Annotated in this window: 23 protein-coding genes and 1 pseudogene; 9 read left to right on the forward strand and 15 right to left on the reverse strand. The window is 52.0% G+C overall.

Annotation, left to right across the window (positions count from 1 at the left end; translation table 11 throughout):
- Window positions 1-3: 3 nt before the first annotated feature.
- Genes D6029_RS20920 through ydcS form a run of 4 tightly spaced genes read right to left on the reverse strand, consistent with a single transcriptional unit; the run spans window position 4 to window position 3,930 of the window.
- Window positions 4-810: an ABC transporter permease gene (locus D6029_RS20920; protein WP_120066612.1), complete on the reverse strand. Its 807-nt coding sequence runs from the start codon at window positions 808-810 to the stop codon at window positions 4-6.
- A complete protein-coding gene (locus D6029_RS20925; protein ID WP_418230282.1) occupies window positions 800-1,738 on the reverse strand; it encodes an ABC transporter permease in 939 nt (312 codons plus the stop codon). Before D6029_RS20925 ends, D6029_RS20920 begins: the two co-directional genes overlap by 11 nt.
- Before the next feature lie 7 nt (window positions 1,739-1,745).
- Window positions 1,746-2,771 carry an ABC transporter ATP-binding protein gene (locus tag D6029_RS20930; RefSeq protein ID WP_120066614.1) on the reverse strand — a complete coding sequence of 342 codons (1,026 nt, stop codon included), beginning with the start codon at window positions 2,769-2,771 and terminating at the stop codon, window positions 1,746-1,748.
- A gap of 13 nt (window positions 2,772-2,784) precedes the next feature.
- Complete coding sequence (gene ydcS, locus D6029_RS20935; RefSeq protein WP_120066615.1) at window positions 2,785-3,930, reverse strand: putative ABC transporter substrate-binding protein YdcS; 1,146 nt, start codon at window positions 3,928-3,930, stop codon at window positions 2,785-2,787.
- 292 nt (window positions 3,931-4,222) lie between these two features.
- On the opposite strand from ydcS, the gene D6029_RS20940 reads away from it, so the two are divergent.
- Entirely contained in the window at window positions 4,223-4,609 is a 387-nt protein-coding gene (locus tag D6029_RS20940) for a VOC family protein (protein WP_120066616.1), read from the forward strand.
- Between the two features lie 103 nt (window positions 4,610-4,712).
- Here D6029_RS20940 and D6029_RS20945 read toward each other — a convergent pair whose 3' ends face one another.
- The 4 genes from D6029_RS20945 to D6029_RS20960 form a co-directional block, all read right to left on the reverse strand.
- The gene (locus D6029_RS20945) at window positions 4,713-5,054 is read right to left on the reverse strand and encodes a type II toxin-antitoxin system RelE/ParE family toxin (protein WP_120066617.1); all 342 of its coding nucleotides are present in this window, start codon (window positions 5,052-5,054) and stop codon (window positions 4,713-4,715) included.
- Window positions 5,014-5,259, reverse strand: a complete 246-nt coding sequence (locus D6029_RS20950; protein WP_120066633.1) for a TA system antitoxin ParD family protein — start codon at window positions 5,257-5,259, stop codon at window positions 5,014-5,016. Before D6029_RS20950 ends, D6029_RS20945 begins: the two co-directional genes overlap by 41 nt.
- A gap of 168 nt (window positions 5,260-5,427) precedes the next feature.
- Window positions 5,428-6,840, reverse strand: coding sequence for an aminotransferase-like domain-containing protein (locus tag D6029_RS20955; RefSeq protein ID WP_120066618.1), 1,413 nt, complete (start codon window positions 6,838-6,840; stop codon window positions 5,428-5,430).
- Window positions 6,841-7,056: 216 nt separating this feature from the next.
- Complete coding sequence (locus tag D6029_RS20960) at window positions 7,057-8,241, reverse strand: tetratricopeptide repeat protein (protein WP_208642704.1); 1,185 nt, start codon at window positions 8,239-8,241, stop codon at window positions 7,057-7,059.
- A 261-nt stretch (window positions 8,242-8,502) separates the two neighbouring features.
- Here D6029_RS20960 and D6029_RS20965 point away from each other — a divergent pair, with 261 nt between their 5' ends.
- From D6029_RS20965 to D6029_RS22615, 3 genes and pseudogenes are all read left to right on the forward strand, one after another.
- Window positions 8,503-9,837 (forward strand): cytochrome ubiquinol oxidase subunit I, encoded by a 1,335-nt coding sequence (locus D6029_RS20965; RefSeq protein ID WP_120066619.1) that lies wholly within the window; start codon window positions 8,503-8,505, stop codon window positions 9,835-9,837.
- A pseudogene (cydB, locus tag D6029_RS20970) lies at window positions 9,837-10,849 on the forward strand (cytochrome d ubiquinol oxidase subunit II). Before D6029_RS20965 ends, cydB begins: the two are co-directional and overlap by 1 nt.
- A complete protein-coding gene (locus D6029_RS22615; protein WP_120066620.1) occupies window positions 10,849-10,971 on the forward strand; it encodes a DUF2474 domain-containing protein in 123 nt (40 codons plus the stop codon). The pseudogene cydB and the gene D6029_RS22615 overlap by 1 nt, the downstream one beginning before the upstream one ends.
- 122 nt (window positions 10,972-11,093) lie before the next feature.
- On the opposite strand, the gene D6029_RS20980 is transcribed toward D6029_RS22615, so the two are convergent.
- The 3 genes from D6029_RS20980 to nfrB are packed head-to-tail and all read right to left on the reverse strand — an operon-like array spanning window position 11,094 to window position 16,833.
- Window positions 11,094-11,963, reverse strand: a complete 870-nt coding sequence (locus D6029_RS20980) for a DUF4434 domain-containing protein (RefSeq protein WP_120066621.1) — start codon at window positions 11,961-11,963, stop codon at window positions 11,094-11,096.
- The gene (locus D6029_RS20985; RefSeq protein ID WP_244212438.1) at window positions 11,963-14,611 is read right to left on the reverse strand and encodes an NfrA family protein; all 2,649 of its coding nucleotides are present in this window, start codon (window positions 14,609-14,611) and stop codon (window positions 11,963-11,965) included. Before D6029_RS20985 ends, D6029_RS20980 begins: the two co-directional genes overlap by 1 nt.
- Entirely contained in the window at window positions 14,608-16,833 is a 2,226-nt protein-coding gene (gene nfrB, locus D6029_RS20990; protein WP_120066622.1) for a cyclic di-3',5'-guanylate-activated glycosyltransferase NfrB, read from the reverse strand. The genes D6029_RS20985 and nfrB overlap by 4 nt, the downstream gene beginning before the upstream one ends.
- Before the next feature lie 326 nt (window positions 16,834-17,159).
- On the opposite strand from nfrB, the gene D6029_RS20995 reads away from it, so the two are divergent.
- Window positions 17,160-17,489, forward strand: a complete 330-nt coding sequence (locus D6029_RS20995) for an SMR family transporter (RefSeq protein ID WP_120066623.1) — start codon at window positions 17,160-17,162, stop codon at window positions 17,487-17,489.
- Between the two features lie 197 nt (window positions 17,490-17,686).
- The gene (locus tag D6029_RS21000) at window positions 17,687-17,932 is read left to right on the forward strand and encodes a DUF2554 family protein (RefSeq protein WP_120066624.1); all 246 of its coding nucleotides are present in this window, start codon (window positions 17,687-17,689) and stop codon (window positions 17,930-17,932) included.
- A gap of 13 nt (window positions 17,933-17,945) precedes the next feature.
- Here D6029_RS21000 and D6029_RS21005 read toward each other — a convergent pair whose 3' ends face one another.
- Window positions 17,946-18,689 carry an SDR family oxidoreductase gene (locus D6029_RS21005; protein ID WP_120066625.1) on the reverse strand — a complete coding sequence of 248 codons (744 nt, stop codon included), beginning with the start codon at window positions 18,687-18,689 and terminating at the stop codon, window positions 17,946-17,948.
- 123 nt (window positions 18,690-18,812) lie between these two features.
- Between D6029_RS21005 and D6029_RS21010 the strand changes: the two genes are divergently transcribed.
- Entirely contained in the window at window positions 18,813-19,169 is a 357-nt protein-coding gene (locus D6029_RS21010; RefSeq protein ID WP_120066626.1) for a winged helix-turn-helix transcriptional regulator, read from the forward strand.
- Between the two features lie 45 nt (window positions 19,170-19,214).
- On the opposite strand, the gene D6029_RS21015 is transcribed toward D6029_RS21010, so the two are convergent.
- Both D6029_RS21015 and D6029_RS21020 read right to left on the reverse strand, forming a co-directional pair.
- Window positions 19,215-20,333, reverse strand: a complete 1,119-nt coding sequence (locus D6029_RS21015) for an S-(hydroxymethyl)glutathione dehydrogenase/class III alcohol dehydrogenase (RefSeq protein WP_120066627.1) — start codon at window positions 20,331-20,333, stop codon at window positions 19,215-19,217.
- Between the two features lie 44 nt (window positions 20,334-20,377).
- Window positions 20,378-20,653: a metal/formaldehyde-sensitive transcriptional repressor gene (locus tag D6029_RS21020; RefSeq protein WP_120066628.1), complete on the reverse strand. Its 276-nt coding sequence runs from the start codon at window positions 20,651-20,653 to the stop codon at window positions 20,378-20,380.
- A gap of 111 nt (window positions 20,654-20,764) precedes the next feature.
- On the opposite strand from D6029_RS21020, the gene D6029_RS21025 reads away from it, so the two are divergent.
- Both D6029_RS21025 and cho read left to right on the forward strand, forming a co-directional pair.
- Window positions 20,765-21,286, forward strand: a complete 522-nt coding sequence (locus tag D6029_RS21025) for a GNAT family N-acetyltransferase (protein ID WP_120066629.1) — start codon at window positions 20,765-20,767, stop codon at window positions 21,284-21,286.
- A gap of 92 nt (window positions 21,287-21,378) precedes the next feature.
- Window positions 21,379-22,212: an excinuclease Cho gene (gene cho / locus D6029_RS21030; RefSeq protein ID WP_120066630.1), complete on the forward strand. Its 834-nt coding sequence runs from the start codon at window positions 21,379-21,381 to the stop codon at window positions 22,210-22,212.
- Here cho and D6029_RS21035 read toward each other — a convergent pair.
- Window positions 22,209-22,555: cytochrome b/b6 domain-containing protein (locus tag D6029_RS21035; RefSeq protein ID WP_208642705.1), on the reverse strand; the 347-nt coding region annotated here is incomplete at its 5' end. The two genes, cho and D6029_RS21035, sit on opposite strands and share 4 nt — an antisense overlap.

Raw genomic sequence — 22,555 nt, forward strand, 5'->3', positions numbered from 1 at the left:
TCGTTATTTACCGCTGCCCGCGACTTCATCTCCGCCACGGCTCAGCCAGTACGCCCCTAAAATTGGAATGGTGGTCATCAGCATTACCATTAACGCCACCACGTTGGTGACCGGTACTTCACGCGGACGCCCAAGCTGGTTGAGCAGCCACAGCGGCAACGTGCGTTCATGCCCGGCGGTAAAGGTGGTGACAATAATTTCATCAAACGACAGCGCGAACGCCAGCATGCCTCCGGCAAGTAATGCAGAACCCAGATTCGGCAAAATCACATAGCGGAAGGTCTGCCAGCCGTCTGCGCCTAAGTCCATCGACGCCTCAATTAAGCTATACGAGGTGCGGCGGAATCGGGCGATGACGTTGTTAAACACAATCACCACGCAGAACGTCGCATGGCCGACGACGATGGTGAAAAACCCCGGCTCAAAATTCATCATCTTGAAAGCGGTTAACAACGCCAGGCCGGTGATAATCCCCGGCAGAGCAATGGGTAATAGCAGCAATAACGAGATAGCGTTTTTGCCGAAGAACTCCCGCCGCCACAGCGCAGCCGCCGCCAGCGTACCGAGAATCAAAGCAAGGAATGTTGCCAGTGCGGCAATTTTAAGTGACAACGTCACGGAGTCGAGGATATCGCTACGCGATGCTGCTACGCTAAACCAGTGCAGCGTCAGCCCTTTCGGCGGAAAGCTAAACGCCGCCTCTTCGGTGTTAAACGCATACAGCGCGATAATCAGCAGCGGAAAGTGCAGGAATATCACGCCTCCCCAGGCGGCGATTTTCAGCAGTAACGGAGCGCGTTCAGAGTGCATCGAAAGCCCCCAGACGTTTCACCAGTGAAAGATAAATGGCAATCAACACAATCGGCACCAGCGTAAACGCAGCAGCCATCGGCATATTGCCAATCGCACCTTGTTGCGAATAAACCATGTTGCCGATGAAATACCCCGGCGGGCCAACCAGTTGCGGCACGATAAAATCACCCAGCGTCAGCGAAAAAGTAAACACTGAACCGGCGGCCACACCAGGAATTGCCAGCGGTAAAATCACATGGCGGAAGGTTTGTGATGGGCGAGCGCCTAGATCTGCCGATGCCTGTAACAGTGACGGCGGCAAACGCTCAAGAGCGGCCTGAATCGGCAAGATCATGAACGGCAGCCAGATGTAGAGAAACACCAGGAAGCGCCCAAAACCGGAGGTCGAGAGCGTATTGCCACCGATAGCCGGAATGGTCAGCATCAGGTTTAACACCGGCTCCAGCCCCATATGCCCGAGGAACCACTGCGCCACGCCGTCGCGCGAAAGCAGCAGCGTCCAGGCGTAAGCCTTAACGATGTAACTCGCCCACATCGGCAGCATCACGGCGATGTAGAAAAACGCTTTCAGCTTGCCGCTGGTGTAGCGCGCCATAAAGTACGCCATCGGGAACGCCAGCACCGCGCTGGCGAGCGTGACGGCAATCGCCATCGTCAGCGTGCGCAGAATAATGTCGTAGTTAGCCGGGTTAAACAGCGCCGCGATATTGGCAAATGTCAGGTCAGGCGTGACCGACATGGTGAAATCATCGAAGGTGTAAAACCCCTGCCACAGCAGCGTTAACAGCGAACCGAGATAAATTACGCCGAACCACAGCAATGGCGGCAACAATAACAACGCCAGCCAGAAGCCCGGGCGCTGCCACAAGAACGTGGCGACGCGCCGCATCAGGCGGTTGTCCGGGTGCGAACTGGGAAGGCTCATATCCATTTCATCCTTCCCCCTGCAACGCAACCATCGCCGCACGGGGCCAGACGGCGGTGACTTGCTGCCCGATTTGATAGCGTTCTTCGCTGATGATGCGTTGCGGATTCGCCTCACTGACCAGCAGTTTTTCGCCATCGGCCAGGCGCAATTCAAGACGAGTTGCCGCGCCCTGATAGTGGATTTCCTGAATCATGCCGCTGACCCGAACATCACCATTGTGGGTGGGTTCATCGCTCAAAACGATATGTTCTGGACGCAGCGAAAACAGCCCTTCTTCGCCGCAGACTTTGCCAGAGAGCGCCGGTTGCAACACGTTTGAGGTGCCGACGAAACTCGCCACAAACGCGGTGCGCGGCTGCATATACAACTGGCGCGGGGTATCAACTTGCTCGATGCGCCCGTTATTGAAAACGGCGACGCGGTCGGACATCGATAGCGCTTCGCTCTGGTCGTGAGTAACGAAAATAAACGTAATGCCCAGTTCGCGTTGCAGCTTCTTTAACTCGCCCTGCATCTGTTCACGCAGTTTGAGATCGAGTGCGCCCAACGGCTCATCCAGCAGCAACACACGCGGGCGATTCACCAAAGCTCGCGCTAACGCCACACGTTGCCGTTGGCCGCCAGAAAGCTGCGACGGTTTTCGGGCGTGAACAAAGCCCAGCGCCACGCGTTCCAGCGCTTCCTGCGCTTTGGCAAGGCGCGTCTTTTTATCGACGCCCTTCACCATCAAGCCGTAAGCCACGTTTTCTAACACCGTCATATGCGGGAATAAGGCGTAGTCCTGGAACACGGTATTCACATCGCGCTGATAAGGCGGCACGTCCTGCGCCGGTTGACCAAAAATCGCGATTTCGCCAGAAGTGACCTGCTCAAAGCCCGCAATCAGCCGTAAGCAGGTGGTTTTGCCCGAGCCAGATGGCCCGAGCATCGAGAAAAACTCCCCGTCGTCGATATCAATCGAGACGTTATCCACGGCCCGCACATCACCATACAGGCGCGAGACGTTTCTGAACTGCACAGCGTACGACATAACTCCTCCAGGCTTAGCGGCCGCCCATAATGGCGATGTAATCCTGAGTCCAGCGACTGTACGGCACGAATTTACCGCCTTCTGCGACCGGAGTTTTCCAGAACACTATCTTATCGAAGTAGTTGTAGCCGTTGGTTTCACAGCCTTTATCGCCGAGCAAGGTGCTGGCTTTGCAACCTTCGGCAACCGCCGGGAGCGAACCAAACCAGGCGGCGACGTCACCCTGAACCTTCGCTTTTAGCGAGTGATCCATCCATTTGTAGGCGCAGTTCATGTGTTTCGCGTCAGCATGCAGCATGGTGGTATCTGCCCAGCCGGTGACGCCTTCTTTCGGGAAGACGGTGGCAATCGGCTGGCCTTCGCCTTTCAGGGCGTTAGCTTGATACGGCCAGGCGCTGGAAGCCACCACGCCTTCGTTTTTGAAGTCACTCATCTGAACGGTGGTGTCGTGCCAGTAGCGGTGAATCAGGCCGTGTTGGTCGCGCAGCACCTTCAGCACGGCGGCATATTGTTCTTCGGTGAGTTGGTACGGGTCGGAAATGCCCAACTGTGGCTGCGTGGCTTTCACGAACAGCGCGGCATCGGCGATGTAGATTGGCCCGTCGTAAGCCTGCACGCGGCCCTGGTTGGTTTTGCCATCCGGCAAGTCTTGTTTGACGAACACCACGCTCCAGCTATCCGGTGGTGTCGGGAAGGTTTTAGTGTTGTACATCAGCAGGTTTGGCCCCCACTGATACGGCGTTCCGTACACTTTGCCATCGACGTTAAACCACGATCCTTTCACCAGGCGCGGATCGACATTTTTCCAGTTTGGGATCAGTGCCGTGTTAATCGGCTGCACGCGTTTGCCCATAATCAGGCGCAACGACGCATCGCCTGACGCGGTCACTAAGTCATAACCGCCCTTCGCCATCAAACTCACCATTTCATCGGATGTGGCGGCGGTTTTCACGTTCACCTTACAGCCGGTTTCTTTCTCGAAATCGGTGACCCAGTTGTAGGCTTTGTCGGTATCGCCGCGTTCGATATACCCCGGCCAGGCGATGATATCGAGCTGCCCTTCGCCCGCACCAATTTTGTCCGGAAGCCCTGCCGCCTGTGCAGAGAGCACAGTCAAACACAGGGCTGAGAGAGTCCATATAGTCTGTTTTGTACGCATTGCTGCTACTCCTGTCAGAAAGATAAAGGCGGCACGGGAGTCAAAAATCAGTGCCGAAAGAGCAAAAAAATCCCCGTATAAAAACAATAGTCTGCGCCAATATTCCGGGTATGGCGGCAAGCGGAAATTTCATCAGGATGTGATATACAGCGCAGTAAAGCGCACATCGCAAACGCCTTTCTGGTTAAGATAAGCGAATGATTTATAGGCTGTAGACAGGTTTAATTCAGGCGCTGAAAATACGCCAAAGGTTTTCGCAACTATCGAAATTTCATATGGATGGAGGTAAAAAATGCAGGTTGCTCATATTGCGCTGTGGACGAATAACCTTGAGAGTGCCTGTGCATTCTGGCGTGAGCACTTTAATGCTCAAGTGGGTGAGGCTTATCATTCAAAGCGCCGGGAAGGTTTTATCTCCCATTTTGTGACGCTGGAAAATGGCCCCGCACTGGAGTTGATGACTCTGCCAGGGCTGGTGGATAAACCGTCGCGTGAAGATAACCGCACCGGATGGGCGCATATCGCGATTAGTCTCGGTTCGGTAGAAGACGTGGATAAACTGGTCGCCAGCCTCAAACCCCTGGGAGCGTTGGTTCATGAAGCTCGCTGGACGGGGGATGGTTTTTACGAAGCGGTGATCGCCGACCCGGATGGGAATCTGATTGAGATTACTTCGTGATTTGAGACTGATAAAAAATGGGTGCCATTGGTGGATGACGCTGACGCTTATCCACCCTACGATTCAATGAGTTGCAGAGCGCACCCGACAAAACCAGAGCCGATTACCGGCTCTGAGTTTCAATTAAACGTAAGTCTGATTTTCTCTGGCGTTTGAGCATTTCATAGAAATTCTCATGAGCACCCAGGCTCAGTAAATAAAGCTCTAAACGTGCATTCTGCCAGCTGTAACCGAGCAGTGCTTGCTGGTTATTAAGCTGAAATTTATGCACTCGCAAATAGCTGAGATCGCCTTTTTTACGCTCGCCGATTTCCGGCTCGGCAATCACCTTTTCGATTTCGTCTTCCACTTGCGCCTGGAAAGTTTCTGGCAGTTTCTCCAGAGCCTTTCCAAAACGCGCGGTTTCATACACTGTCAGGGGTTTGCCGTTTGGTTCTGCGGACATATTTTTGCACTCTGCCATTTTCCATTTCGCTTTGTGCCAGCAGGGTTTCTTTAATAAAGCTGTAAGGTAAATCAGGGTTGTCTTCAACGATTTGCCCGATCTTCGCCCAATACTCTATTTGCTTTGGCACGCTCCGGCTGCAGGCGTCGGCGTGAATTTTGACATCCGCTACAAACTGGTCATCTAACCGTATGCTAATAGCCATGTTCATACTCCATCACCTCCTTGTGACCTTCAGTTGTTGTGAAGTCTATGCGCATTTCATCGCGTGACGCGACAAAATGTCGCAAATTTGCGAGGCGGGTTCAAGAACTATTTTTTGTACGATTTTTCCATCACCGCAGAATCAGGCGTTCGGTGTGGTAGTCCATCTTCATTCCTTAATATTTTGTCTGATTAAATTGGCCAGAGTGATGACAGCGTGCAGTTCGCGCTCGCCCAAAAACCATGAGGCGTTAAGGCGGAAATAGTTATGCCAGGCGCGGCCAGTGGTGAACATTTTCCCCGGCGCGATACTGATTTTGTGAGCAATCGCCTGTTCGCACAGTTCACTGGCGTCCATGTATTCCGGCAACTCTATCCACAAAAAGTAGCCACTTTCACTGTGGTGAATTTTTACCTCACGCGGAAAATGCTGATGCAATGCCTGCCAGGTTTGCTGTTTACGCTCGGCCAGAATGCGCCGCAGCTTGCGTAAATGGGCGTCATAACGTTTAGTCGCCAGGTAATCCACCAGCGCCAGTTGCATTGGCGAGCTGGTAGAAAGCGTGCTCATGAGCTGGAGTTGTTGAATGCGACGCGCATGTTTCCCCGCCGCCACCCAGCCAATACGGAAGCCTGCGACCAGGCACTTTGAAAACGACGAACAATGCAGCGTGATGCCCTGATCGTCATACGCGCGAGCGGGTAATGGCCGCTCGCGCCCGTAATACAGCTCGCTGTAAACATCATCTTCAATCAGCGTGACATTGTGTTGTTGCAGCAATTCAACCAGTTGCTGCTTCTTTTCAGGTGACAGTGTCACGCCAAGCGGATTCTGGCTGTTCGTCATTAGCCAGCAGGCTTTCACCGGATAATCGTTAAGTGCCTGTTTTAGCGCGGTAAGATCAATGCCATTTTGTGGATCGGTGGCCACCGACAACGCTTTTAAACGCAACCGTTCAAGCGCCTGTAATGCACCATAAAAACAGGGGTTTTCGACTATCACCCAGTCACCGGGTTCGGTAACGGCTTGCAGACTGAGGTTCAACGCTTCGAGCGCACCCGCCGTGATCACAATTTCATCCGGCGAAACCTGCATTCCCTGCTGCGCATAACGTCGCGCAATCGCATGGCGCAGCGCTTCATTCCCCGGCGGCAGGTTTTCAATCACGCTCATGGCGGTGGCAGTTTTGCTGACGGTCGCCAGTGAACGGTTGAGTTGCTGAAGCGGGAATAAACGCGGGTCGGGGAATGCCGAGCCAAATGGCACAACGGTCGCGTCGCAACTGGCCTGAAGGACATCAAAAATGTAGGTATTGATGTCCACCGCTTCATCGAGCGTGACTTTCACCGGAGCAAGCTTGCTCCGCGCTGCCGGACGTGAAGCCACGTAATAACCCGACTGCGGGCGGGCAACGATCACGCCCTGACTTTCCAGCGTTTGATAAGCATGGCTGACGGTCATAAAACTCATGCCGCTCAGCGTGACCTGCTCGCGTAACGAAGGCAGTTTATCTCCTGGCAACCACGCCCCAAGGGCAATCTGTTCGATAATTTGCTGCGCAAGCTGCTGGTATTTTTTCATTGTATGACCACACCACGTTCCATATCAATTAGCTAAAAATACGCTTTATGAAGAAACTGTTATAGTTTTATGATGCTTTTTTTATGCGGGGCGTGTATGAGAACGGGTTTTGTAGGGTGGATAAGCGATAGCGTCATCCACCATTTTCGTCATTAATGTCGGATGACGCTGCCGCTTATCCGACCTACAAAAGGTATAAAATTAGACTCAGGATTATTAGTTTACTTTGCTGCTAACGCGCTCGATAGCATTGTCGTAAACGGCATTCTGTTTCTCATTTTTTGCATTTTTATAATAGACAAGCGCATCAGCATATTGATTTGCCGCTTCGTAAATCTTACCGATATTGTAATTAGCACCAGCCCTGATGGTTGCTGCATTATTACCCGATGCCAGCGCGATAGCCTTACGGTTCGCCCAAATAGCTTCCGCTGTGCGCCCAACCTTTTGATATGTCAGGCCAAGATTGCCATAGGCTTTTCCATTATCTGAATAATAGTTAATCGCCTCGGTGAAGTAGTAAATAGCATCTTCGTAATTTTTAGCTTTATATGCAGCTTCCCCTTTCAGGTTCAGGGATTTTGATTGTTCTATATTGGCATCGCTCCAGGTGGCAGTATCAATAGCAGAACCCTCTTTCACTAATGAACTCAGGTCAGAATTGATTTTATCTGCTGGCAGTGAAACGCCTTTCAATTTATTGATATCTTCAATTTCACCATTTTCATTAATTCTGAATACAGTCCATAAATTCCCTGTTTTACCTTGTGGGATGTAATAAGTACGAACGAGTGATTCCCCTACATAGACAAATACTTTTGCCTGGCTATTGGAAAGCTGGGAGGTTTGCGGGTCGTTCTGATCGCTGTAATCATGAACCGCATAAACGTAATTTTGGCCGCCTTCGCGCTTGGTTAATGTAATGGTTTCAGGGCCGTAGCTATCAGTATCATCAACATCCAGATTACCGTCGTGTCCTTCTGGATGATTAAAATAGATATGATTGCCAGGATACGCGATGTGGGAATCAAGATCGGAAGGTGTGGCCCCCCAACTCAAAACAATCCTCATGCTATCAAGACCTTTCATCGCTGGACTCAATGCGTATGACATGCCATCACAAGGGCATTTAGCGATCAATGTCGAATAGCCATTCTTTTTAATGATAATGATATTGTCGCTGGTATCTGCATTCGTGCTCGTAAAGCTTGCCTTTCCTGAAGCATCACTGGTCGTCGCAAGCGAGCTTTCGCCATTGTGTTGCACAACAACCTGAGCATCGGCAATTTTTTGATCTTTAACGGTAGCGCTCAATATTTCGATATTAGATTGCGCGGCCTGTGACAAAAAGCTGACCGATAATGACGCGGCTAAAACGCTCATTTTAAAAAAATGTTTCATACAAATCCTTTTTAATATTGCCCGGGATGCTGATACAGCACGGGGTACAGAGCTAGCCCGGAATTATATTAGTAGGGTTGCCGTTGGCTAATACAAACGCGGTTCGGATTGATACTTTCAGATAAGTGCGGGTATGTTTATGCAAGCAAAAAGCCATAACAGTGCTGAACTGTTATAGATAAATATCACCTTTCTGTTTCTGATAATTCCCTTCGCCGCTCCCTAACATAGCCTTGAAGTTATTGTGCTATGAGGTTGCGCATGTTTGGATTAGACGCTTTTCATCTTGCAAGGATTCAGTTCGCATTTACTGTTTCCTTCCACATTATTTTCCCCGCCATCACCATCGGGCTGGCCAGTTATCTGGCGGTGCTTGAAGGGTTGTGGCTCAAATCTAAAAATCCAGTTTACCGTTCGCTTTACGATTTTTGGTCGAAGATTTTCGCGGTCAACTTTGGTATGGGCGTGGTGTCCGGGCTGGTAATGGCTTATCAGTTTGGCACCAACTGGAGCGGGTTTTCACAGTTTGCGGGGAGTATCACCGGGCCGCTGCTGACCTATGAAGTGCTGACGGCGTTCTTCCTTGAAGCGGGTTTTCTTGGCGTGATGCTGTTTGGCTGGAAGCGCGTTGGCCCTGGCTTGCACTTTTTTGCTACCTGCATGGTGGCGCTGGGGACGCTGATTTCCACCTTCTGGATTCTGGCGTCGAACAGCTGGATGCAAACGCCGCAGGGGTTTGAAATTCACAACGGGCAAGTGGTGCCGGTGGACTGGTTCGCCGTGGTGTTTAACCCGTCGTTCCCTTACCGCCTGCTGCATATGTCGGTGGCGGCGTTTCTCAGCAGCGCGTTTTTTGTCGGCGCTTCGGCGGCCTGGCATTTGCTCAAAGGCAACAAAACGCCAGCCATCAAAACCATGTTTTCGATGGCGCTGTGGATGGCGTTAATCGTCGCTCCGTTGCAGGCGATGATTGGCGATATGCACGGCCTGAATACCTTAAAACATCAGCCCGCAAAAATTGCCGCCATTGAAGGGCATTGGGAAAACGTGCCGGGCGAACCGACGCCGCTGTTGCTGTTTGGCTGGCCGGATATGGAACAAGAGCGCACACGATACGGGTTAGAAATCCCCGCGCTCGGCAGTTTGATTCTGACTCACAGCCTGGATAAGCAAGTTCCGGCGCTTAAAGAGTTCCCGAAAGAAGATCGCCCAAATTCCACCATGGTGTTCTGGTCATTCCGCATTATGGCGGGGCTGGGCATGTTGATGATTCTGGCAGGCGTGTTGAGTTTGTGGCTGCGCTACCGCCATCGCTTATATGAAAGCCGCGCGTTTCTGCGCTTTATGTTGTGGATGGGGCCGTCCGGGCTGATCGCTATTCTCGCCGGTTGGGTGACGACCGAAGTGGGTCGCCAGCCGTGGGTGGTGTATGGCTTGCTGCGCACCAAAGATGCGGTTTCCGCGCACGGTAATTTGCAGATGAGCATCAGCCTGCTGACCTTCTTTGTGGTGTATATGTCGGTGTTTGGCGTGGGTTACAGCTACATGATCAAGCAGATTAAGAAAGGGCCGCAGCCGTTTGAGGAGACACACTAATGGGCGTCGATTTATCGGTTATTTGGTTTGTGATTATCGTGTTCGCCACGCTGATGTACATCGTGATGGACGGTTTTGATCTCGGGATCGGCATTCTGTTCCCGTTCGTGCGCGGTGCGGAAGACCGCGATGTGATGGTGAACAGCGTCGCTCCGGTGTGGGACGGCAATGAAACCTGGCTGGTGTTAGGCGGTGCGGCGTTATTCGGCGCGTTTCCCCTCGCCTATGCGGTGATTATTGATGCGCTGACGATCCCGCTGACGTTAATGCTGCTCGGGCTTATTTTCCGTGGCGTGGCCTTTGAGTTTCGCTTTAAAGCCACGCCCGCGCACCGCCCGTTCTGGGATAAAGCGTTTATCGGTGGTTCGATAGTGGCGACGTTTTGCCAGGGGATTGTTGTCGGCGCGGTCATTTCCGGCTTCCCGGTGACTGGACGCACGTTTAGTGGTTCGCAACTGGACTGGATAACGCCGTTTAATCTGTTCTGTGGCATCGGGCTAATCGTGGCTTATGCATTACTGGGTGCAAGCTGGCTGGTGATGAAAAGCGAAGATCCGCTACTAAAAGTGATGCGCAAAATCGTCAAACCGCTGCTAATCGTGATGCTGTTGATCATCGCCATTATCAGCCTCTGGACGCCGCTTGCCCATCCGCAAATTGCTGAGCGTTGGTTTAGTTTGCCGAACCTGTATTACCTGTTGCCAGTTCCGCTGTTGGTGGTGCTGTGTAGTATCTGGTTATGGAAAGCGGTGGGTTCTGATCAAAGCTGGCACAGCACGCCATTTTTGCTGACGTTGGGGCTGATTTTCTTAGGGTTTAGCGGGTTAGGCATCAGTATCTGGCCATATCTTATTCCACCGTCTATCACGCTGTGGCAGGCCGCAGCGCCGCCACAAAGCCAGGGTTTTATGTTGGTCGGGGCGCTTTTCATAATTCCGATAATCCTGGTTTATACCTTCTGGAGTTATTACGTTTTCCGCGGAAAATACAGCATGGTGAGGGGTATCACTGATGAAACAAACGGCATCTCGCGTGATGTGGTTGGTGGTGTTATGGGGCGGCAGTGTGTTGGCGCTGGCCGCCGTGGGAATGGGATTCCGGTTGTTGATGACAGCGGCTGGGTTTAAGTCATGATTTTGTAGGGGAAAATGGTGGATGACGCTGCGCTTATCCACCCTACAAAACCATAACCATAACCATAACCATAACCATAAAATCGTAGGCCGGATAAGCGTTAGCGTCATCCGGCATTTCTGTTATCGGGCCAGCACGCCGCTGGCCGCATCCATATAACGTAATGAGAAATAGATCCTGTCTTGCCCGGTTGGCACAGGCGTCGATAACCATTTTTGCTGATACGCCGCAGAGGCTGGTGTCGCTTTAAAGGTTTTCGCCTGTTTATCCTGGCGGAACAGTTCAATCACCTTCCCGGTTGACGGTGTTTTCAGGTATAGCGAGCGTTCGGCTTCGGTCAGCATTTGCGTTCCCGCTCCGTCCTGCACCCACACCTTCACGCCGCTGTGGCTGAGGGTTTTCACCCATTTGCTGTACGAATCCGGGGTCATATTTCCGGCAAAAAAGCTGCTCACGGCAACCGGTTTATCGGCGACCGCAGCCAAAGAGAGGCGGGTTTTGGTCAGCCAGTTTTGCGCCGTCTGCTGCATTTGTGGCTCGCGCCAGCGCCTGTCATCCAATTCGCTGCTGATATACCAGCCCGTAATCGCGTTTTCGCCCAGTACCTCAACCCAACGTTTTGCCACTGAAACGTCATCGGCGCGCAAGCGATTCAGGTAGTTTTCCAGTGCCGGAAGCGGCTGTTTTTGGCGCTCGAAAAACTGCCCGTCTGCCGCGAGGCCAATAACCAGATTCAGGCCGCTTGCACGAGTCAGTTGCGCCTTATGCTCAAGCCAGGCGCGGGATTCACCGTCGCGGAACGCATCGTCATAACGCGTCCACTGCAATACCAACGTGTCGATTCCCTGCCCTTTAAGTTTGTTGAGAACACTCTGCCACTGGGCGTCAGAAACGTTAGTGTCGCGCAGTTGCGGCTGATACATCACCGCGTTCATGGCGTTTGCCAACGGTGCGACGGCAAGCAGCGCCGCTAAAATGATTTTCTTCTTCATTACCAGCGTGCTCCTAACGTCAGGAAAAGACTGTTTTGGGAATCCGTGTCGCGATTGTGGCCGGATAATGCGCGTTGATATTCCAGGCCTACGCTGACTTTATGCGGGAAGGCGCTGTAATGCGATTCGCCAAACCAGGTATTCAACCGCACACCGACGCCACCCAGCGTGTTATCACGATATGGCGAGTCAGTGCTGGCGTTGTATTGCGCATGCCAGTAAGGCTCAACGGTTTGTCTGCCGTTAATTTTCTGGTGCCAGCTCATGCGGTAATCGGCGGTGTATAACTGGTAATCGGCTTTGACGAAGTGCGCCGCATCGAGATACAAGTTTTGCGCCATCCAGCCATTGCCGGTTGGGTGCCAGTCATCGCTGAATTTCCCGCCGTTAAAGAACGAGGCGCTGGCGCGTAGCATGAGATCCGCTTCGCCGTGATGATGGTCTAAAGGGATTTGCTGTTCGGCAGCCAGATAAATCACCTGGTCGTGCAGCGGTTTCCAGCGCACACCGAGTCCGAGCATCGGTTCATCAACCGGCACAAAGTTATTGTCTTTGCTGCCAGCAAACACGCGGCTGTAAACCGAGAGCTGGTCGCCGTCGATAATCTGGTTTTTACCGATGCGATATTCCGCTTCAATTTGCTGATAACTACGGTAACTTTTACCCCGCGGCGCGCCATTGCTGTTGCCCGCGCTGTTCAGGGAATCTGGCGTTAAACCAAACGAACCGTCATAACTGAACGTCCAGCGACGCTGGCTGTCTTCGTGAATCCGGCGGAAGGCAAAGCGATCTTCTTGTTGTTTGTCGCTCAACGTTTGCTGCGGCGTGAGGGTGTTATCAATGTCGTCCACCACGCGTTCGCTGTATTGCTTGGTTTTTGGTTTGTCGTCGAGGCGTTCATTGAGATACGCCAGCTGGCGCAGAATGTCAGGCGAGTCGGGCTGCACCTGGCGCGCTTTTTCCAGCGCGTCGCGGGCTTCCTGATGTTTGCCTTGTGCCGCCAGGGCAAATCCACGGGAGGCGTCGTCCGGCTCGGCTGCTTTAGCCTGCGGAGCAACGATGCCATTCGCTTTCGCGAGTGAGTAATCTTCTGCGGCAAACGCCAGGTAGCCGACCTGGCGTTGGTATTGCGGCGACGAGTCACGCGATGCGGCCTGCTGCGCGGCATACAACGCAAGGCCAGGCTGCCACGGGTAACATTGCGCCAGATGCGACCAGCTTTCGGCGTCATACTGTGGCGACAAATCGCCTAATAAATTGCGCACAATGCCGCAGTCTTCTTTGCCCTGGAATAAACGCGCCTGCGCCATGCGTTGCGCTGGCGTCGGCAGCGGTTTCGCCAGCCGGGCTTTGCTTTCGGCGCTCATCCATTCCGGGTGCGCCGCGAGTTGGGTATACAGGCGGTTGCTCAGCTTGCGCTGTAAATTCCCCGTCTGATTAAACGGCCATTCACGCAGCAGCAAGTCGGTGGCCATTTTCCCTTGCCCCATGGCAATAAGCTGATAGCTGACAGTTTCCAGCTCCTGCCCCGTTAAACCACGCATCTGGCTGATTTGATTAATCAAACGCAGGCTGGATTGGGTATCTTTTTGCGCAAGGCTCAACGCGAGGCGCTGATCGAGCACCTGATTATCCGGGAAGGTTTTAAGCAGCGCGTTCGCGCCCTGCCAGTCGCCTTTCTGAATACGAATCGGCAGTAACGTGGACAACACATATTTTTGGTTTTCCGCATGCATTACCGGCCAGTTTGCCACGGCACTGCCGGGTTGCTGGCTGTAAGTTGCCAGTAAACGCATCCAGTTGTGTTCTTCAGCGGCTGTGGAAAACTCCGGTTTACGGTTATCGAGATAACGGCGCAGCGGCCCCAGCGCATTGCGTTCAGCCAGGGATTGCGCGTAGGAAAGTTGCATCCCCGCGCTGTTCATCACGCCCTGACTTTGCAAGTCCAGAATCCGCTGGTCGCGCTGCATGTGCAGCAAGATGGCGAACCATTGCTGATACTGCGCGTCGCTGAGCGTGGCTTCGCCATCAAGCAGCGCAAAGCCCTGATCCGCCACGCTCCACTGGCGCAGGAAGATCGCCCGTTGCGTGTAGTTGTCCGCCAGCTGTAAACCTTCTTTGGTATGGCGGAATTTCGCATCCGTAAGCTGCGCCCGCGCAATCTCTAACTGATTGAGCTTGATAGCATAATTACCCACTTCGCTACGACAACGCACAGTCGGGGTGGCATCGCATTGTTTTTGTAATGCGATCAACTGTTCAGCGGTGTGTATTTCTGGCGCTGGGACGGGAATGGCCTCCAGCGCACGCTGTAGCTCTGGGTTTTGCGGGTGTTTTTTTAGCTCGCTGGTCAGCAGCGTTTGCGCTTTATCGTTGTGTCCAAAGTGGCGATACGCTTCCGCAAGCCATAACGTCAGACGCAAACTTTCAGGTGCCATTTTGTGCGCATGTTCAAAACTAGTCAGCGCCCGAGTTTCGTCATTGGCTTTCATGGCTTCCTGCGCCCGCTCGATATGCGGATACACTTTGAAATAGCGATAATCGCTCAGGCCGAGATCTTGCCGCGATCCTTCTTGCGCCGCCATCGCTGGAGCGACAAGCAACACGCCACAAATCAGCGCCGCCAGCGGGTTTAAACGAGTTTTCATAATGCTTCCCCCGCCAGACGTGCCTGTTGGAGCGGGCTAATGCCAACGCTTTGCAACAGTTCGCTCATGGTCGGCTGAAGTTGCTGCTGCTGTTCAAGCGAATGGTCAACAATGTGCTGGCTGACCACGCCCTCCTGCACCAAAAATTCGCCAAACATCACTTCGCTACGTTCATAACGCAGCAGCACCGCGCGAAGAACCGCTTCATTTAAGTGCGATTCGTTGGTCAGCACTTCGGCAAACATCAACTGGCCGGAGACATATTTTTCCCACAGTTCATCAGCCTTTTCCTGGGTCAAAAGATGTTCGCGCACCGCGCAGTCGAGGAGACGTTTTTCTTTAAGAGTTAAATCATCGCCAAACCAGTAACGCAGGCCAATCACCACCTGCCCGCGCGGCACAATCACATACCGCACCGGACGGCCGATTTTACGCGCCAGCGCACCAAGCGAAACGGGATCGATGCTGTTTTCAGAAGCCAGAATCAGGGTTTCGCCTTCCAGGCGAATCGGCAGCACGGCGTGATGGTGCGCGACTTTCGGCGAAACACTTTGCACTAGCGCTTGATCAAGACTCAGAGGATCAATGGATTCCATCGGTACTTCGGCCTGTTTTGCCAGAGCCACCGCCAGTTGATGAGCGGTAATCAGCCCCTGATGCACCATGCTACCGCCCAGTTTCAGGCCGTGAATACGCGTTTGTAAGGCTTCTTCAAGTTGCGCCTGAGTGATTACGCCAGAGTCGACAAGAATGTAACCCAGCGGTTGCGCGGAACGCTGCTCGCTCACCGTCGGGAAATCATGAGTGGTTTTATCCCACGCCACGCGGCGCGGGTCGCCATGCTGAATGACCTGTTTTATCGCCCGCCAGTTCGCCATGAAGTTAATCAGGTTGCCCCAGAACAGGCGCGGTAACACCAACATGCCTTGCGCCAGGCCGTAATACGCCGTCACGAAAATCATGCGTTGAATGATGCGGTTAGCCATCAGGAAGAAGTTAATCCACAGCAATGTCGTCAGCCATGCGCCGCCGACAAAAATAGACAGGAACTGCCAGGCACCTTCAACACTGCGCTGATAAACCATGATGGCGACGAGCTGTAACATCACCAGCATCGCGGCAAAGCTCAGGAAGTTGGCGATTGCCCCTTTGCGGTCGCGCCATAAGAAATAGTTAAGAACCGGGCTTTTGCTCCAGCGGTGAGTTTTAAAACCCTGGAAAACAATGCCGATGATCCAGCGCGATTTTTGCCGTACGGCGGTGGCGAAGGTGTCGGGGAAATATTCACGCACGCAAATCACGTTGGCGGTGCGGGCGCGCTGCAAGAAGGGTTTTGCGGAGTTGTCGTTTTCATCCACCACCGGGAAGCGGCAGAAAATTTCTTCCATCCCTTTTTGACGCAGACGGAAACCGATGTCGTAGTCTTCCGTCAAACTTTGCACGTCAAAGGCAATACCGTCACCATCGGCTAATAACGCCAACACGGCGCGACGGCTGAAACAGGTGCCCACGCCCGCGCTCGGAACCTGCCCTGCTAATGCTTCACGCACCGGAACATCTTTGCCATGGAGTTCTGAAAATTCGTCGAGATAACTTAGGCTGGTGAAGTGTGTCCACTTGCGTTCAAACGGATAAACCGGGATCTGGATAAGGTCTTTGCGATCGACAAGATAGTTGTACAGACGCAATTCGAGGGGAGAAATCACGTCTTCCGCGTCGTGCAGAATAAAACCGGAGAAGTTAAAACGCGCGCTGCGTTCAAATTGCAAAATCGCATCCAGAATGTTGTTCAGGCAATCGGCTTTGCTGGTGGGGCCAGGACGTGCGCAAACGACTTTGTGAACGTTCGGAAAGCGTGCGCAGACTTCGTCGACATCGCGTTGTGTATCCGGGTCATTGGGATAAGTGCCGACAAAGATATGATAGTTCTCGTAGTCCAGTGAACTGGCGGCAAGGCTCGCCATGTTACCGATAACTCCGGTTTCATTCCACGCCGGAACCATGATCGCCAGCGCCTTTTCTTGCGGCTCATAAAGCGCTTTATAATCGAGACGATCGTTATTGCGATAGACCGTGACCGAGCGCCATACGCGGCGAACCCAGTAGACGATATCAATAAATAAGTCATCAATTCCGCTGATTAACATCAGAATTGCCAGAGTAATAGCGATGACTTTCAAGCCGTATAAATACGTTGAAAAGTAATCAACAAACCAGTCCATTTTTTACCCCAAAGGTCATGTGAAACCTAATGCTGTCGTCCACAGGAGGTCAGACGCATACACATTTAGGCCTCATATGTTACCGGTATCATAATGCAAGAATTTAAATGCGGGAAGAATATAAATCTAATATTTAGCTTATTTACAATCACAGAAATTGTACCATTAACAACAAAACCAGTGTTTTCAGCTGGTATTTACAAGTGTTACAGGACGTTTAGCATGTAAGAAATTAATGCGAATTGTTGATAGCGATGCGTGGCATTTCTTGCCAGAAATCGCTTTGATCTTTACATTGGCGGCCTGATACCGAGGGAGAAACTGACATGACTTATTTGTGGCTGATTGTGGCTATTGTCGCCGAAGTGATTGCGACGACTTCGCTAAAGCTTTCTGAGGGGTTTACTCGTTTATGGCCCAGCGTCGTCACGATAGTGTTTTATGGCGTGGCGTTTTATTGCTTGTCGGTAACGATGCGTACCATTCCGACAGGCATTATTTATGCGATTTGGTCTGGTGCCGGAATTGTATTAATTGGCGCGGTGGGCTGGATATTCCTGGGGCAGAAACTCGACTGGCCAGCGATTGCCGGAATGGCGCTGATCATTATTGGCGTATTAGTGATTAACCTTTTTTCAAAATCCGTCGCGCATTAATCCCTTCTTTACCCTGCGATGCTCGCCGCAAAACGCGTGAGCATCGCATATCAATTCTTAACCAACCGTAAACAAAATCTTAACTGTTGAGCCTTTTACACTCCTGACAATTCTTTTGCTTTTTTTCTAAAAGTTGAATAGTAACTGACCGGAATTATCGGTAAAGTGCGCCCGTCACGTTAATGAGGTGAGTAGCAATGGTTAAACAATTGAGGTCAAAATTAGGGATGATTTTGTTGCTGATAGGTGCGGCGCTTTTTTCCGGCCAGACGACAGCCCAAAGGCACGGTCATCTTTATTTGATTGTCAAAAGTGCTGACATGCTGCTGCGCCACCAGGCGGACAGCGATGAACTACGCCAGGCAGCGGAAGATTCCGCCGCTGATTTCCGTGAGTTTCATTATCAGGTTAATGAGCGGCGGCCCGGTACGCATCAGCTGTAAACTTCTTTTTTGGCTACAAATTCCGCACACCGCCATCCATAAGCAACTCGCTGCCGACCATAAATGCCGATTCATCGGATGCGAGAAAAACAGCGGCTTTTGCCAATTCAAGAACCGTGCCTAACCGCCCCACCGGCACCAGCGCACGGATTTCATCACGCAGCGCTTCCTCCGAGCCACCATTCCCTAATTTCCCTAAGGCGGGCGTTTCCGTAGGGCCAGGACTTAACCCGTTGACCCGAATCCCAAGCGGATGCAATTCGCCGGAAAGTGTTCGTGCAAGAGAAAGAATTGCCGCTTTGCTGGCGGCATAAACACTACTTTGCGCCAGCCCAATATGCGCACTCACCGAACCACAAACTATGATTGAGGACGGGTTAGCCAGCTGCGGCAACAGCGCCTGAATCAAAAAGAATGGCCCTTTGAGATTGGTATTCATCAGCGAGTCATAGGTGCGTTCGTCCCACTCCTGCAACGGTCGATGCGTGACATCTCCTGCGTTGATGTACAGCACGTCGAGGCGCGGCCAGAGTTGAGAAAGCTGCCCCGCCAGCGCTCGCTGTTGCGTGGAGTCCCCGGCGTCACTGTGAAAAGTCTGTACGTTGCCTAACGTTTGTTTCGCAGCCATTAATCCCGCCTGGCTGCGCCCGGTAATGGCGACGGTGGCTCCCTCGTCGATAAACTGCCGGGTGGTTTCAAGACCAATGCCGCTGGTGCCACCGGTGATTAATGCGTATTTACCTTCAAGTCTGCCCATTTTCGTTACCTCGCGATTAACTGGTCACGCCATTATTTACGCTATAGTATCCTTTGGATAGTAGGCACCATTTGGATACTAAGGCACCCATCGGGATGCATTGACGCACCACAAGGGAAACCCATGACAAATAATTTTTCGACGTTGCCGGTGGCAGGCGAAAGCTGCCCGATGGTGAGTTTTGTGAATCTGATTTCCGGTAAATGGGCGATTCCGATTCTGTATCGCTTGATGGTGATTGACGAACCCGTGCGTTTCAGCGATTTGCAGCGCGCGGTTCACCCTATCACGCAAAAAGAGCTGACGCGCCAGTTACGGCAATTCGAAGCAAGAAAGCTGGTGACAAGGCAAGTGTTCGCACAGGTGCCGCCACGGGTGGAATATCAAATTACTGAATTAGGAAAGTCGTTGCGCCCAACGCTGGATTCTTTAGCGCAATGGATGCGTAATAACGCAGAGCAGCTTCAAGAGCAGTTGTAGGAATAGAATCCCTGCCGACTGGCATCGGCAGGGCTAGTTTAGTGCTTATTTATCGCCAAAATGAATCACGGTACGAATCGACTTCCCTTCGTGCATTAAGTCGAACGCTTCGTTGATTTGCTCAAGCGGCATGCGGTGCGTAATGAACGGGTCGAGGTTAATTTTGCCCGCCATTGCATCTTCCACCATGCCCGGCAATTGTGTGCGCCCTTTGACTCCGCCGAATGCGGAACCACGCCATACGCGGCCAGTCACTAACTGGAACGGACGGGTTTTGATTTCCTGGCCCGCACCCGCCACACCAATGATGACGCTTTCGCCCCAACCTTTGTGGCAGCATTCGAGGGCGGAACGCATGACATTCACGTTGCCGATACATTCAAAGCTGAAATCCACGCCGCCGTCGGTCATCTCGACAATCACATCCTGAATCGGCTTTTCGCTGTCTTTCGGGTTGATGCAATCGGTCGCGCCCATTTCGGTCGCCAGTTTGAATTTCTCAGGATTGGTGTCGATGGCCAGAATACGTCCGGCTTTGGCCTGCACAGCGCCCTGAATCACCGCCAGACCAATACCGCCCAGACCGAATACCGCAACGGTATCGCCTTCTTTCACTTTCGCCGTGTTGTGCACCGCGCCGATACCGGTGGTGACGCCGCAACCCAACAGGCAAACTTTATCCAGCGGTGCCTGTTCGTTGACTTTCGCCAGTGAGATCTCAGCAACCACGGTGTATTCACTGAAGGTGCTGGTGCCCATGTAGTGATAAATCGGCTCGCCGTTATATGAGAAACGCGTGGTGCCGTCTGGCATTAAGCCTTTGCCCTGCGTAGCGCGAACTGCCTGGCACAAGTTGGTTTTGCCAGATTTACAGAACTTACATTCGCGACATTCTGCGGTGTATAACGGAATCACATGGTCGCCGGGTTTCAGGCTGGTGACGCCCTCGCCCACTTCAACCACAATCCCGCCGCCTTCATGGCCTAAAACCGCCGGGAACACGCCTTCCGGATCGTCACCAGACAAGGTAAATGCATCGGTATGGCAAACGCCGGTGTGGGTAATTTGTACTAATACTTCGCCTTTTTGTGGCGGCGCTACGTCAATTTCAACGATTTCAAGCGGTTTGCCTGGCCCAAATGCAACAGCAGCACGTGATTTCATAGTCTTCTTCCGTCGTCAGGTGAGAGTGAATTTTTATATAACAACTATTTTAGATAAGAGCGGATTAAATGGCCGACTTCTGCCATGCGCACGGCGCGTTGATCCTCGGAGGTTTCTCCCGCAACCAGCTCGTCTTTCAGATGGATTTCCATCATTTCGGCCATCAAGCCATTTGCCGCCCCGCGTACGGCGGCGATTTGTTGCAAGATGGCGATACAAGGCTCGCCGCTGTCCAACGCACGTTCCAGCGCTTCAGTCTGGCCGCGAATGCGCCGCACGCGAGTCAGAATGCGTTTTTTATCTTCAGGTGAATGTGGCATTTTGACCTCCAGATACTATAGGGGGGTATGGTAATCTATTTGCATCCGCTGTGGAATAAATTTATCGATTAGGTAAAGTTGCCTCACAACCTCAAAAACTAAAGATAAACAATGACCACGATTGTCACCGACAGATTAATTTTGCGTCCGCAAACCATGGCTGATTTTGAGGTGTGGTTTCCGATGTATGCAGATCCTCAAATTTTCCATGTTATTAATGCTCCGGGATTTACGGCTGAAGAGGCGTGGAACCGGATATTGCGCAATATCGGGCATTGGACGACGTTTGGTTATGGCATATTTTCCATCTTCCAGAAATCTGACGGCGCTTTTTTAGGGGAAACGGGGCTGGCTAATTTCCATCGTGGAATTGATCAAAATTTTGAGAAATATCAGGAAGCTTCATGGGTTATTGCCACTTCAGCTCAGGGGAAAGGGATTGCGCAGGAAGCGGCTAGTGCCGCGCATCAGTGGTTTGTTGAGGCATTTTCGCCGCCCAAAACGGTGTGTCTGATCGTGAAACATCATGCCGCCTCAATTCGCGTGGCGGAACAAGTGGGTTATCGCATTTACGATGAGTGCCTGTATAAAGGTGCGGAGTGCGTCAAGCTAGAACGCATCGGCTCTGAGTGAGTGTCTGCGCGCCATAGGGTTGCATGTGTGCGGTTTGCCGATTACCATGACTTGCTCAAAACATCAGCAGTGGCGTATTAGCTAACAAAAGCATGACCCTACAGTTACCGTATCAATATCCTGAACACCTTCGGCATACACTCGAAACCCTTCCATCGCGCCCAGGCGTGTATATTTTTTATGGATCGGATCAGAGCTTCCCGCTCTATATAGGGAAAAGCATTAATATCCGCAGTCGCGTTCTGGCTCATTTCAGAACGCAATCGGAAGCAAAATTGCTGCATATGACCACCCATATCAGTTTCCACGAAACCATTGGTGAAATCGGTGCCCTGCTTCTCGAATCTCAGCTGATAAAAAACCAAAGTCCGTTGTTTAATAAAAGATTACGAGTAACACGTAAGCTGTGTTCGCTGCGTATTACCGACAAAACAACGCAATTTGTATTCAGTAATGAAACAGATTTTACTCATGCGCCAGACTTGTTCGGGCTGTTTAAAACCCGTCATGCGGCAATTGACCAGATCAGAGAGTTAGCCGATCAAGAACGGTTGTGTTACGGCGCGCTGGGGCTTGAGAAATTATCTGCCGGGAGAGCGTGTTTCCGTTTCTCCCTGGGGAAATGTGCGGGTGCATGTTGCGGGAAAGAGACGCTGGATGAGCATCAACAACGGCTGAGAAATTCGCTTGAGTCATTGCGTATTCGTAGTTGGCCGTATGCTGGACGCATCGCAATAGAAGAGAAAGCTGGCGCGCTCACTGAATACCATATCCTGAATAACTGGTTGTATCTGGGGACAGCAACGTCACTGGAATCCGGTAAATCAATGATCACGCCCACCACGCATTTTGACCGCGACAGCTACAAAATCCTTTGCCGCTACGTTTTCGGGCAAGACGGCCTGAATATCGTTGAGCTGGATTAACGGTCTTTCTTACCCGGCATCATGCGCAGCAACGTATTGTCTTTCCAGACATAATGGTGGAATAGCGCGGCAAACGCATGAATGCCAATCACAAAGTAGCCAACGTTGGCGACCAGTTCGTGATAACTCTTGATGGTGAATTCCATATCTTCATCCGGCTCAATGGCATGCGTCATCGGGATCCCGAATACCGACCAGTCGCTGCCTTTGAAGTACACGGTCATAAACCCCAGAATCGGCAACACGATAAACATCAGATAGATGATGGTATGCACCAGGTGCGACATCCCGGTGATTGCCGGATGCGGTTTAGGTGTAATCGCGGGCGCGCGGATATTTTTAT

It is taken from the genome of Buttiauxella izardii, from assembly GCF_003601925.1.
GTDB classification, from domain to species: Bacteria; Pseudomonadota; Gammaproteobacteria; order Enterobacterales; family Enterobacteriaceae; genus Buttiauxella; species Buttiauxella izardii.